Origin of the sequence: Nocardioides sp. J54, from assembly GCF_000519005.1 — a bacterium.
In the GTDB taxonomy this organism is placed as follows: Bacteria; Actinomycetota; Actinomycetes; order Propionibacteriales; family Nocardioidaceae; genus Nocardioides.
Map to the genome: position 1 here is coordinate 17,519 of NZ_JAER01000048.1, position 12,748 is coordinate 30,266.

The 12,748-nt window shown below is 72.9% G+C and carries 13 protein-coding genes; all 13 read left to right on the forward strand.

The window, feature by feature from the left end; all coding sequences use genetic code 11:
• Positions 1–6 precede the first annotated feature (6 nt).
• The gene (locus NOCJ54_RS0120485; protein WP_198020289.1) at positions 7–1,017 is read left to right on the forward strand and encodes an ABC transporter permease; all 1,011 of its coding nucleotides are present in this window, start codon (positions 7–9) and stop codon (positions 1,015–1,017) included.
• The gene (locus NOCJ54_RS0120490; RefSeq protein WP_028656967.1) at positions 1,014–1,850 is read left to right on the forward strand and encodes an SDR family NAD(P)-dependent oxidoreductase; all 837 of its coding nucleotides are present in this window, start codon (positions 1,014–1,016) and stop codon (positions 1,848–1,850) included. Before NOCJ54_RS0120485 ends, NOCJ54_RS0120490 begins: the two co-directional genes overlap by 4 nt.
• Positions 1,850–2,845: a zinc-dependent alcohol dehydrogenase gene (locus NOCJ54_RS0120495; protein ID WP_028656968.1), complete on the forward strand. Its 996-nt coding sequence runs from the start codon at positions 1,850–1,852 to the stop codon at positions 2,843–2,845. The genes NOCJ54_RS0120490 and NOCJ54_RS0120495 overlap by 1 nt, the downstream gene beginning before the upstream one ends.
• 26 nt (positions 2,846–2,871) lie before the next feature.
• Entirely contained in the window at positions 2,872–3,657 is a 786-nt protein-coding gene (locus NOCJ54_RS0120500; protein WP_028656969.1) for an SDR family NAD(P)-dependent oxidoreductase, read from the forward strand.
• Entirely contained in the window at positions 3,654–4,325 is a 672-nt protein-coding gene (locus NOCJ54_RS0120505; RefSeq protein ID WP_036519052.1) for a nitroreductase family protein, read from the forward strand. The genes NOCJ54_RS0120500 and NOCJ54_RS0120505 overlap by 4 nt, the downstream gene beginning before the upstream one ends.
• Positions 4,322–5,077: an acetoacetate decarboxylase family protein gene (locus tag NOCJ54_RS0120510; RefSeq protein ID WP_232221850.1), complete on the forward strand. Its 756-nt coding sequence runs from the start codon at positions 4,322–4,324 to the stop codon at positions 5,075–5,077. The genes NOCJ54_RS0120505 and NOCJ54_RS0120510 overlap by 4 nt, the downstream gene beginning before the upstream one ends.
• Positions 5,077–5,859, forward strand: coding sequence for an acetoacetate decarboxylase family protein (locus NOCJ54_RS0120515; RefSeq protein ID WP_028656972.1), 783 nt, complete (start codon positions 5,077–5,079; stop codon positions 5,857–5,859). The genes NOCJ54_RS0120510 and NOCJ54_RS0120515 overlap by 1 nt, the downstream gene beginning before the upstream one ends.
• Positions 5,860–5,920: 61 nt before the next feature.
• Positions 5,921–7,126 carry an acyl-CoA dehydrogenase family protein gene (locus NOCJ54_RS0120520; protein ID WP_028656973.1) on the forward strand — a complete coding sequence of 402 codons (1,206 nt, stop codon included), beginning with the start codon at positions 5,921–5,923 and terminating at the stop codon, positions 7,124–7,126.
• Between the two features lie 4 nt (positions 7,127–7,130).
• Positions 7,131–8,465 carry an MFS transporter gene (locus NOCJ54_RS27370; RefSeq protein WP_051486213.1) on the forward strand — a complete coding sequence of 445 codons (1,335 nt, stop codon included), beginning with the start codon at positions 7,131–7,133 and terminating at the stop codon, positions 8,463–8,465.
• A complete protein-coding gene (locus NOCJ54_RS0120530; protein WP_232221849.1) occupies positions 8,462–9,568 on the forward strand; it encodes a phosphotransferase family protein in 1,107 nt (368 codons plus the stop codon). Before NOCJ54_RS27370 ends, NOCJ54_RS0120530 begins: the two co-directional genes overlap by 4 nt.
• A gap of 101 nt (positions 9,569–9,669) precedes the next feature.
• Entirely contained in the window at positions 9,670–10,302 is a 633-nt protein-coding gene (locus NOCJ54_RS0120535) for a hypothetical protein (RefSeq protein ID WP_028656975.1), read from the forward strand.
• Between the two features lie 113 nt (positions 10,303–10,415).
• Positions 10,416–11,213 (forward strand): hypothetical protein, encoded by a 798-nt coding sequence (locus NOCJ54_RS0120540; protein WP_028656976.1) that lies wholly within the window; start codon positions 10,416–10,418, stop codon positions 11,211–11,213.
• Between the two features lie 10 nt (positions 11,214–11,223).
• Complete coding sequence (locus tag NOCJ54_RS27375; RefSeq protein WP_157514983.1) at positions 11,224–12,105, forward strand: CoA transferase subunit A; 882 nt, start codon at positions 11,224–11,226, stop codon at positions 12,103–12,105.
• The last annotated feature ends 643 nt before the right edge of the window (positions 12,106–12,748 follow it).

Consider the following 12,748-nt stretch of genomic DNA (forward strand, 5'->3'; position numbering starts at 1 on the left):
GCAGCAGTGGCCGACTCGCCCGAGGCGACCGGTCCCACGGGTCCGCGCGGTCGGACCACCACCAGCGACCGGGTCATCGACCTCGTGAGTCGCTACGGCACCATCGCCAGCCTGGTGGCGTGCGTCGTGATCTTCAGCGCGCTGAAGCCCGACGTGTTCGCCACCAGCCAGAACTTCTTCAACATCCTCAATCAGGTCTCGATCCTCGGCATCATCGCGCTGGGCCTCACCGTGGCCCTGGTGCAGGGCCTGTTCGACCTGAGCCTGGCCGGCATGGCCACCCTGGGCGGGTTCCTCGCCTGCAAGTGGCTGGCCGACGGCACGATCGGCAGTCCGGTGCTCGCCGTGCTCGCCGTGCTCGTGCTGGCCCTGGTGATCGGCGCCTGCAGCGGCGCGGTCGTGGCGTACGGCGGGGTCTCCGCCTTCATCGCGACCCTCGCGGTGGGCTCGATCCTCACCGGCGTGGTGCTGGGCGTCTCCGACTCCCAGACCATCCTGTCCGGCATCCCGGACGGCTTCCTGATCATGGGTCAGGGCGAGATCGGGCCGATCCCGATGCCGGTGGTGTTCCTCGCGATCGTGGCCGTCGTGCTCTACGTCTTCCTCGAGCAGACGCAGGTCGGTCGGCACATGTACGCCATCGGCGGCAACGCCGAGACCGCCCGTCTCTCTGGCATCCCGGTCAAGCGCTACGCGCTGATCGCGCTGGGCATCTCGGCCGCCTGCGCCGCGCTCGGCGGCATGATCGTCGCCGCCAACCTCGGAGTCGGGCGCCCCCAGGGCGTCGGCGACACCTACCTGCTGGACTCGTTCGCGGCCGCCTTCATCGGCGCCTCGACGCTCCGGCCCGGCCGGTTCCACATCCTCGGCACGGTGATCGGCGTGCTGCTGATCGGCGTCATCAACAACGGTCTGTCGATCATGGGCGTCGAGACCTTCTGGCAGTACGCCGTGCGCGGCATCATCCTGCTCCTCGCCGTCTTCGCCGCCAGCTTCCTGGTGATGAGGCGCCGATGAGCGCCGGCGACGGCTCCCGCGTCGTCGTCCTCACCGGCGGCGCCCGGGCCGGCGGCATGGGCCGGGCGATCGCCGAGGCGTTCCTCCGGCTGGGGGACCGGGTGGTGCTCTCCGACGTGGGGACGCCCCTGGCCTCCCACCCCGACTACGAGGTGGCTCCTCCCGATCACCTCGCCACCGCGGCGGCCGAGCTCGGTGAGCTCGGCCCCGTCCTCCCGGTGGCCTGCGACGTCACCGACGAGGCTCAGGTGGTCGCGCTCTTCGACCGCGCGGTCGCGGAGCACGGCCGGGTCGACGTGGTCGTCAACTGCGCGGGCCTGGCGATCGGTCTCTCGCCGGTCACCGAGCTGTCGCTGCGCGACTGGCAGGTCAACCTCGACGTGATGGCGACCGGCGCCTTCCTGGTCGGCCGCGAGGCCGCGCGACGGATGGTGCCGCAGGGGTCGGGCCGGATCATCACCATCGCCTCGCAGGCCGGCAAGACCGGCATGCCGCTGCTCGCGGCGTACTCGGCGGCGAAGTTCGCGGTCATCGGCCTCACCCAGAGCATGGCGGGCGAGCTCGGCGAGCACGGCGTCACGGTCAACGCGATCTGCCCCGGCACCATCGACACCCCGCTGCTGGCCGTCAAGGGCGGCGTCTACGAGACCTTCTCGGGCGCCGCTGGCCGCACGGAGGACGACTACCGACGCCGGTTGGCCCGCCAGATCCCGGCGAGGCGCTTCGGCACCCCTGAGGACATCGCGGCCGCCGCCGTCTATCTCGCCTCCGACGGCGCGGCCTTCGTCACCGGCGAGGCGCTCAACGTCACCGGTGGCCAGGAGATGCACTGATGCGCGGTGTCGTCTTCCACGGTCCCGGTGACGTGCGCACCGAGGACCTCGTGCTGCCGGAGGTCGGGCCCACCGACGTCGTGCTGGCGGTCGAGGCCTGCGGCGTCTGCGGATCGGATCTCTCCTCCTACGCCCACGGGCACTACGTGGCACCCGGTCAGGTGATGGGGCACGAGATGTCCGCGGTCGTCGTCGAGCGCGGGGCCGCACTCACCGGGCTCGAGGCCGGGCAGCGGGTCGCCGTACGTCCGATGCGGTCGTGCGACGACTGCGCCTACTGTCGCGCGGGGGACACCCACCTGTGCGGGTCCACCGCGGGTCGCTCGCTCGGGTACGGCGCGCAGGGCGGCTTCGCCCAGCGCCTGCACCTGCCCGACGTCGAGGTGGGACGCGACGTCGTCCCGGTCCCCGGCGGGGTCGACCCGTTCGACCTGCTCTGGGCCGAGCCGCTCGCCGTCGCGCTGCACGCCGTCGACCTCGCGGGCGGCGACCGGATCACCCGGTTGCTGATCACCGGCGCGGGGGCGGTCGGCCTCTCGGTCGCCGCCGCCGCAGTCGCCCGCGGCGTCGCGGTCGATGTCGTCGAGCCGGTCGCGGACCGGCGCCGGGCCGCCGCCTCCCTGGGGGCCAACGCCTGGGCGCCGGGGGAGCTGCCGGACGAGCCGGTCTTCGACGCCCTGATCGACGCCTCGGGCGCCCCCGTCGCCGTCGAGGCGGCGCTCGACCTGCTCCGCCCGACCGCCCCCGTCGTACTCGTCGGCCTCTCCGACGCCGCCGTGCCCTGGCCGCTCGGCGGCCACCGGCTGACCGGCGCCTTCGGCTACCGCGACGGCGACTTCGCCCGGGCGGTCGAGCTCATCGCCGACGGGCGGGTCTCGCTGGCCGCGCTCGTGACCCACCGCTACGGGCTGGACCAGGCCGCCCGAGCGCTGACCACCCCCCGGCCCGAGGACCACGTCGTCAAGGCCGCCATCGTTCCGGACCCGGGGCCGTGACCGGCCCCTGCCAAGGAGAATCTGACATGAATGCAGCACCACGATCCGAGCCGGTCACCTTCGACCTCACCGGCCGCCGGGTCTGGGTCACCGGCGCGAGCCGGGGGCTGGGCCGCGCGATCGCCCTCGCCTTCGCCGCGGCCGGCGCGGACGTCGCCCTGACCGCCCGCTCGGCCGAGGCGGTCCGCTCCGTCGCCGAGGAGGTCGAGGCGCTGGGGGCGAAGTCGCTCCAGCTGCCCGCCTCCGTCTCAGACGCACAGGCGGTCGCCGACGCGGCCGCCGAGATCGCCACCGCGTGGGGCGGGATCGACGTCCTGGTCAACTGCGCCGGCGTCAGCCCGACCTTCAAGCGCGCCGAGCTGGTGGAGGAGGACGAGTGGCGCCACGTGCTCGACGTGAACGTCACCGGCTCCTTCCTCTGCGCCCAGGAGGCGGGCCGGATGATGCTGGACGCCGAGAACGGCGCGATCGTCAACGTCTCGAGCATCCACGGACAGGTCGGCATGGAGCGGATGGCGGCCTACAGCGCGAGCAAGGGCGCCGTCGACGCGCTCACCCGCACCCTGGCGCTGGAGTGGGCGGCTCGGGGCATCCGGGTCAACACCCTCTCGCCCGGCTACTTCGAGACCGACATGACCGAGGGCCTGCGCGGCCACCGCAAGTGGCGGGGGCTGCTGCTGTCCAAGATCCCACTGGGACGCTTCGGGGTCCCCGAGGAGCTCGTGTCCGCCGCTCTCTTCCTCTCCTCCGACGCCTCCGGCTTCATGACCGGTGCCAACCTGGTCGTGGACGGCGGCTGGACCGCGGCATGAACGACGACGCGGACATCTGGGAGGCGCTCTACACCACCCGCGCGATGCGGCGGATGCGTCCTGACCCGGTGCCGCTCGACGTGCAGGCGCGGATCATGGACGCGGCCGTGCGGGCCCCCAGCGGCGGCGACGCCCAGCCCTGGCGGTTCCTCCTGGTCGACGACCCCGAGGTCAAGGCGCGGCTGGCGGCGCCGTACCGGGAGTCGGTGGCGATGCTGTGGCGTGGTCACTACGCCGACCAGGTGGCGGCCGCCGCGGCCGACCCCGAGAGCGAGACGTCGCGCCGGTTCGTGCGGCTGCAGGCGAGTGTGCAGTACCTCGCCGACCACTTCGAGGACGTGCCGCTGCTGCTGTTCGCCTTCACCCGCAACGACCGGGACGGCGGCTCGATCTTCCCCGCCGTGTGGAGCGCGATGCTGGCCGCTCGCGCCCAGGGGGTCGGCAGCGCGCTGACCAACGTCCTCGACATCTTCCGACCCGACACCACCCGCGCCGTCCTCGGCGTCCCGCCCGACCGGGGCTGGGACCTGAAGGCCACGGTGGCGCTGGGCTACCCGCGCGGGCGCTGGGGCGTCGCGCCCCGACGGCCCGCCCACGAGGTCACCTTTCGCAACGGCTGGGGCGAGCCGGCGGGCTTCACCGCCGACGCGCCGCTGTGGCCGCGATGATGCCGATCGCGGGGCCGCTCTACCCGCCGCCACCGTACGAGTTCCGCGCCGCGCGGCAGACGTGGGTCGTGTACGAGGCAGACCCGGGGCCGATCGCGCCGTTGCTGCCCGAGGGCGTCCGCATCGACGGGGACCCCGCGGTCTGCGCGGCGTGGGCGTGCCACTACCCGTCGTCGTCGTTCGGCCCCTACCTCGAGGCGTACGTCGTGGTGCGGGTCGAGGTGGCGGGGGAGCGGTTCTGGTACCAGCCGGTGATCGTGACCGACGCCGAGGCGCCGATGGCCGCGGGCCGGGAGGTCTGGGGCTACGGCAAGAAGCTCGCCCACCTCACGTGGTCCGGCCGCGAGTCCGGCGGCCCCGGGACCGAGCAGCTCGTGATGACCGTCGAGCGACCCGCCGGCGTCCGGTTGATGACCCTCTCGATGCAGCCCGAGCGGCTCCTCGACGGCCCGACGCTGACCGCCCTCGAGACGGCCGAGCCGCGGCCCACGCTGAGTCACCGCGTGCTGCCCGGACTGGTCGACGAGCTGATCGCCGTGGACGTGCGGCCGCGGTCCCATCGGGGCGCGGACGGCCGCCTCGAGCTGTGGCGCGGGCGCGGCTCGGTCGAGCTGCACGGCACCGCCGCCGACCCCTGGCACGCGTTCGCGCCGACCCGGGTGCTCGACGCGTTCAGCGCATGCACCGACTTCGTGCTTCCCGAGGGGCGCGTGGTCCCTCGCCCGACCAGTCCCCGACCGACCCAGGAGTGATGAGCATGGGATTCCGCCGTACCGCCGACGAGATCGCCGCGATCCAGCAGACCCTGTCCGACGTGGAGTTCGTGGGCGGGGAGTCGCTCAGCGTCGACTTCCTGACGCGTCCCGACATCGTGCGGGCGATCCTGCCGGCCGAGCTCGAGCCCGGCGACCAGCCGCGGATCACCGCTCAGGTGAGCCGGTGGCGCAGCAACTGCGTCGGGGACTTCGACGCCTCCGCGATCTACGTCAGTGCCCGGCACGGCGACGTCGCCGGTGACTACGTCCTCACCATGTTCATGGACTCCGACGTCCCGATGCTGTTCGGCCGCGACCTCTACGGCGAGCCGAAGAAGATCGGCGCCTCGAAGATCTACCGCAACGACGGCCACATGAGCGGCCACCTCACCCGCGGCGGAACCCGGCTGATCGAGATCGAGGCCGACCTCGACGAGGACTCCGGTCCCACCACGCTGCTCGGGCGCAACTTCAACGTGAAGTACGAGCTCGCGCCCGACGGCAGCGCGCTGGTCGGCAGCCCCACGCTGACGATGGCGGAGTTCGACCAGACGATCACCGTGCGCCGCAAGGCTCGGGCCGAGCTCCGCCTGGCCAGCACCGTGCACGACCCGCTCGGTGACCTCGAGATCGTCGAGGTGCTCGGCGGCGTCTACGTCGAGACCGGCATGAAGGCCAACTGCGTGCCCGTGGCCACCCTCGACGCCGACGCGTTCCTGCCCCTCGCGCTCGGCCGCTCCGACTTCTGGCCGGCCCTGGCCACCGCGCGGCTGCCCTGACCGTGGGTGCCCGCGCCCGTCGTACCTCCTGACCGAGAACCCGAGAGAAGAAGAGAGACACATGGACTTCGCGCTGTCCGCGCAGGCCGAGGACTACAGCTCCCGGATGTGGGACTTCATGCGGGAGGAGGTGTTCCCTGCCGAGGCCGAGTGGGCGTCGTACCTCTCCGAGCACGGCGAGCACACCCACCCGCCCGTGATGGAGCGACTCAAGGAGTCGGCGCGCGAGCGCGGGCTCTGGAACCTCTTCCTGCCGAAGCTCTCGGGTCTGTCCAACGTTGAGTACGCCGCGATCGCCGAGATCTCGGGCTGGTCGCCGGTGATCGCTCCGGAGGCGATCAACTGCCAGGCGCCCGACACCGGCAACATGGAGACCCTCGAGCTGTTCGCGACCCCCGAGCAGCGGACGCAGTGGCTCGAGCCGCTGCTGCGCGGGGAGATCCGCTCGGCGTTCGCGATGACCGAGCCGGACGTCGCGTCCTCGGATGCGACCAACATCGAGACCCGGATCGTGCGCGACGGTGACGACTACGTCATCAACGGCCGCAAGTGGTGGATCACCGGGGTGGCCGACGAGCGCTGCCGGGTCCTGATCGTGATGGGCAAGACCGACCCCGACGCAGCCCCGCACCGCCAGCAGTCGATGGTCCTGGTGCCGATCGACACCCCCGGCCTCGAGGTGGTCCGGCACCTGCCGATCTTCGGCTACCAGGACCAGCACGGGCACTCCGAGCTGGTCTTCCGCGACGTCCGGGTGCCGGTCGCGAACCTGCTCGCCGAGGAGGGCGACGGGTTCACCATCGCGCAGGCCCGCCTCGGCCCCGGCCGCATCCACCACGCGATGCGAGCCATCGGCATGGCCGAGCGGGCGCTCGCGCTCCTCGTCGACCGGGCGAAGTCGCGGGTGGCCTTCGGCCAGCACCTCTCCGAGCAGGGCGTCGTACGTGACCTGATCGCCCAGTCCCGCATGGAGATCGACCAGGCCCGGCTCTACGTCTACAAGACCGCCTGGCTGATCGACCAGTACGGCGCCAAGGGAGCGCGGACCGAGATCGCCGGCATCAAGGTGGCGGCGCCCGCGATGGCGCTGCGGGTCATCGACCGGGCCATCGAGGTCTTCGGAGCGATGGGCGTCAGCGACGACGTGCCGCTGGCGTACTTCTACGCGTGGGCACGGGTCCTGCGGATCGTCGACGGGCCGGACGCGGTGCACCGCCGATCCATCGCCCGCGAGGAGCTGCGCCGCGTGCCGCCGTACGTCGGCTGACGGCGTGGCCGACGACGCGCGCCGGGTCTCGCTCCTCCTCGGGACGCTCTTCGGCATCACCGGTCTGGGGTCCGCCGCGACGGCGGTGGCCCTGCCGCTGATGCGCGAGGACCTCGGCGTCGACGTCGGGAACGCGACCTGGACACTGAGCCTCTACGCGCTGATGCTGGCAGTGGCGACCCCTGTCTACGGGCGGGTCTCCGACCTGGTGGGGGTGCGGCTGCCGCTGCTGGTCGGCGTCGCCCTGATGTCGGTCGGGGCGCTCATGGCCGCCGCGGCACCGTCGTACGCCGTGCTGCTGGTGGCGCGGATCGTGCAGGGCGCCGGCGCCGCTGCGATCCCGACGCTCGGGGTCGTCGTCGTCAGCCACCGCTACGACGGAGCGCTCCGCGGGCTCGCTCTCGGCCGGCTCGCCGGGGTGACCGCAGCCCTGAGCAGCATCGGGCCCCTGGCCGGCGGACTGGTCGAGCAGGTCGCCGGCTGGCGCGGGGTGCTCGCGCTGCCGGTGGTGGGCGTGCTCGTGGTCCCGCTGGTGTGGGGCGCACTGACGGGACAGGGCACCGGGGCCAGCCTCGACGTCCTGGGCGCCACCCTGGTGGGCGGCACGGCCGCCGGTCTGGTGCTCCTCGTCCAGTCGCCCGCCACCGGGCGCCTGGTCGGCCTCGGCGGGCTGCTGCTCCTGGTCCTCGGCACTCCGGCCGTCGCGCGACACGTACGCCGCCGCCCGCACGGGTTCCTGCCTCGCTCGGTCATCACCGATCCGACCGTGGTCCGCAGCGCGGTCGCCGCCGCAGCCGTGCCGTCGGCCTGGTTCGGCCTCCTGATCGCCGTCCCGGCCGTCCTGGTCGACGACGGCTGGGCGGCCTGGCAGGTCGGCCTGCTGCTGGTCCCGCCTGCGGTGCTCTCCCTGGTCGTCCCCTCCTACGCGGGCCGGCTGCTCGACCGGATCGGCCCGATCCGCGCGCTCGTGCTCTCCGGCCTGCTGGCCACCGCCGCGCTCGGGTTGGCGGTGCCGGCCGCAGCCGGGTCGGTCCCCGGCCTGATGCTGGTCGCGGCCGCGCTCGTGACCACGGCGTACGGCGTCGGCCAGCCCGCGCTCAGCGCGTCGGTGTCCGCCGCGGTCGACGCCGACGTCCGCGGCGCCGCGCTGGGCGTCTCCACCTTGATCTTCATGGTCGGCGCCTCCGTGGGGTCGGCCGCCGTCGGCGGTCTCGGCGAGGTCGTCGGCATCCCGGGGGCACTGGCCGTGCTCGCATTCCTGCCGGTCCTCGGCGTCCTCGTCCTCCTGCCCGAGCTGCGCCGCAGCCGGGTCCCCGACCCGAACGGAGTCTCCACGTGAACGACCTGCACCCGGCGGCCACCCCCGGTCCGTCCAGCGGACCCGAAGCTGCGCTGACCCCTGCGCTCACTCCTGCGCTCACTCCTGCGCTCACTCCGGAGGAGCTCGCCGCGGTCGCGGGAGTGATGGCCGAGGCCGGCACCCCCGCCGCGGGGCCGCTGACCGCGACCCTGATCGCGGGAGGCCGTTCGAACCTGACCTTCCGGCTCGACGACGGGGTCTCGCGCTGGGTCCTCCGCACGCCCCCGCGGGCGGGCCGGACGCCGTCGGCCCATGACGTCGCGCGGGAGTACCGCGTCACCCGGGCGCTCGGCGCGGCCGGGGTGCCGGTGGCCCGAGCAGTGGCGCTCTGCGAGGACGAGAGCCTGTTGGGAGGGCCGTTCGCCGTCGCGGACTTCGTCGAGGGCAGCTCGGTCCAGACCCGGGCCGACCTGGACCGTCTCGACGACTGCACCGTCGAGAACTGCCTGGAGCGCCTGGTCGAGACGTTGGCCGCCCTGCACGGGGTCGACCACGTGGCCGCCGGGCTGGAGCGGTTCGGGCGTCCGGACGGCTACTCCGAGCGTCAGGTCCGACGCTGGACGTCGCAGTGGGAGATCGTGGGCGACGCCGCTCTGGAGACGCTCGCCACCGACGTCTCGCAGCGGCTGTCGGCAGCGCTTCCGCCGCAGCTGGCCGTGGGGATCGTGCACGGCGACTTCCGCATCGACAACACCATCCTGCGCCTCGACCACCCGGTCGAGGTGGCCGCCGTCGTCGACTGGGAGCTGTCCACGGTCGGGGACCCGGTGGCGGACCTCGGTCTGATGGCGGCCTACCGGCACCCGGCCTTCGACCTGGTCCTCGGGGAGCCCGGGGCCTGGACGAGCGACCGGCTCCCCGGACCCGAGGAGCTCGCCGCCCGCTACGAGGCGGTCGGCGGGAGCGAGCCGGCTCACTGGGACTTCCACCTGGCACTCGGCTACTTCAAGATCGCCGTGATCGCAGCCGGCATCGATCACCGCTGGCGCGCCGGTGCCGGCCACGGACCCGGTTTCGAGACCTCGGGGCAGGCGGTCGGCCCGCTCCTCGAGGCAGCCCTGGCGACGGTACGGCGGGGGTGAGCCGGGCCAGGAGGCATCCACAACCCGGCCAGCGGACCGGGTTCTCCACAGATCCCCGGCGCCCGGTGCCGGACGGGGGCGGACCTTCCTAGGTTCGTGCCATGCGCACCCGCCGCCCGAGCCCCGAGCACCAGGAGGCCGTCTCCCGACGGCTGGCGCAGCTGAGCGCGGAGCTGGCGGCGGCGCGGCCGGAGGAGCGGCCGTCGGGCGGGGCGGTCGACGGCGGGGACGGCGACGACTGGTGGAGCGAGCACACCCGGGTCGCGGTGCCCCGCACGACGGGCGCGTCTGCTGTCACGCCCGCTCTCGATGACGCCGCGGCCCCCGCGGTGGCGGCGGAGGTCGCACCGGAGGCGGCGCCTGACGTGCCGCGTCCCGGGCGGCACGCGGCGCGCCGGAGGCTAGGCCCGGGGCGTGCGGTGGCCGGCCTGCTGCCCGAGCCGCTGCGCGGGCCCGTGGGCCTGGGACCGGCGCACGTGGCCGTGGTGGCGGCGCTGGTGGCGCTCGGGCTGGCCGCGACCTGCTGGTGGGTCGTGCGGCCAGCTCGACCGGGCCTTCCCCGGCCTCCGCCTCAGCGGTGCCCTATCGACGGCCCGGAGCGCGTGAGTGCCCCGCTCGCCGAGCTGCCGATCGTGATGATCCCCGACCGGCGTGAGGTGCGGATCGCCGAGCTGGAGGCCCGGGTCCTCGAGCTCGAGGCAGCCCACGGCGTGGAGGTCAAGCGGCTGGCCTGAGGCCGGACCTTCCCGCCACCGGCGGTGGGTGACCGGGTGGTCCACCCCGGTCGCCCACCGCGTCCCTGAACGTCATCGACCCCGCCGGATCGGCGGGGCGGAAGGAACCCACCATGTCCTCCCTGTTGAGCCTCGTCAGTGCCGTTCCCAGCGGCCGTCCGCGGCCGGTGCTGCTCGACCACCGCGACTACGCCACGGCCGTCATCCGCCAGGGTGCTCCCGTGCCGTGGACGGACCTGGCGGCGCTGACCGGCCACATCCAGCAGGTGCACGCTCTGCTCGATCCCGACACCACGTGGATCGACGGCGGTGCGCTGTACGCCGCACACCTCGCCACCCATCCGGAGATCGTCGAGCAGATGGGTAGCCGGTCCCGGACCGGCTACCCGCTGCGAGTCCTGCTCGCCGACGACGCCGGCGTGGAGCGGGTGGTGCGCACCGCCCGCACCCTCGCCGAGGCGTGCCGCCGGCCGCTGGTCGTGTCGGTGCCCTCGCCCGCCGTGTGGCTGGGACGCGCGCACGCGCTGACGGGCCACAGCCTCCCGGGTATCGACGAGATCGCCGCCGACACGGCGTCGATGTACCTCGCCGAGTGGCTGGGGAAGCTCGGTGCCCTTCCCGTTGCGCTGATCGTGCTCGACGCCCGCACATCCCCGGGAGATCCCGTCGTGGAGGTTCCGGAGCGGCTGGGGGCGCTCTCGGCCGTCACCAACGTGGCAGCGCACTTCGAGTGGAGCGTCGCTGTCCGCCGCGACAGCGGGGTGGAGGTTGAGGGAGTCGCCGTCGGTGTGGTGCCGGACGGCTTCTGGGCGGGGGCTGCGGACCTGCCGGACGGCGATGCGCTCCTGGCCACCATCCCGGCGTCGGCGACGCCTGAGCGGGTCCTCGACCAGCTCGCGGCCCTCGGCTGAGGGGACAGCGGTGGACAAGACAGTGCTGAGTGCCGCTGAGGCCGTACGCCGTGTGCGCGACGGGATGACAGTGGCCACCGGCGGATTCGGAGTCTGCGGCGTCCCGTCGGTCCTGCTCGCCGCGCTGGCCGACCAAGGCCGCAGGGACCTCGAGCTGGTCTCCAACAACTGTGGCATCGCGGGGGTCGGCAACTCGCGGCTGCTGGAGAACGGTCAGATCCGTCGTCTCGTGGCTTCCTACGTCGGAGAGAACAAGGAGCTGGAGCGCCAGTACCTCACCGGGGAGATCGAGATCGAGCTCACGCCTCAGGGGACGCTCGCCGAGCGGCTGCGGGCCGGCGGATCAGGCGTCGCAGCCTTCTACACCCGGACCGGCGTCGGCACCCAGGTGGCCGAGGGCGGCCTGCCTCTGCGACACGCACCGGATGGCACCGTTGCCGTGGTCAGCCGTCCCAAGCCGGACGCAGTCTTCGACTGGGACGGCGAGGAACAGGTCTTCGTCATGGAGGAGGCCCTGCGCCCAGATGTCGCGTTGATGCGGGCCCACAGGGGCGACCGACACGGAAACCTGGTGTTCCGCATGGCTGCGCGCAACTTCAACCCCCTGTGCGCGATGGCGGCCCGGTTCACGATCGCCGAGGTGGAGGAGCTCGTCGAGCCCGGCGAGATCCCGCCCGACGAGGTGCACCTTCCGGGCATCCACGTGCACCCTCGACCCGTGCGCGGACATGTCATTTACAAGACACCGCCACGGTGGCGGGTCGGATATACCGCGAGTCACGCGCGCGGGCCAAGGAGCAGCCTTCCAGTCGGCCACGGGCCAGCCAGCACCCATTACAGATCTACCCGCTCGTCCGCGAGCTGGCCGCGGACCGGATCCCTGTCGCGGTGACGTCCCGGGTCCTCAAGATCGCCCGCCAACCCACTACCGCTGGCTCGCGAACTCGGTCACCGACGCCGAACTGACCGCGGCCTACCGGGCCAACGCCCTGTCCGACGCCCACCGCGACGACCCCGAGTTCGGCTACCGATTCCTCCTCGACGAAGCGCGCGATGTCGGCGAACCAATGGTCGAAGAGCGATGTCTTGTCTGCGTCGTGACTCTCGTTCACCGCAGCACGCCTTCCGCCTCGTTCAGAGCAATGAGGTGCTGGGACACCTCGGGCACCTAGGGCGAGCACTGCGATCATGCCTCGGGCGGGTGTGTGCGCCCCTGAGGTGATCGGGATGCTCGGTGACGTCGAAGGCGGCCGCTGAGCAGGGGCCAAGCCCCATAGAAGGCGTCGGGGTCCGCGTGACCGCCAAGACCAAAGTACCGCCGCCCGGCTCATGGAGTGCGGCGGACAGAGCCCGTCGACNACTTCGCCGATGTCGAGCACGGGCGACAACCGGCCGCTATCCCGTGCGGGANGGCGGCAGGTCCCCGCGTCAGCTACGGGTAGTAACTGGCGGGATGCTCGCTCTGGTCGTAGCCCACCGAGCGCTATCGGTCAATCCGATCTGAGATGTCTCCACGTCATCTCGGCAACCCGATG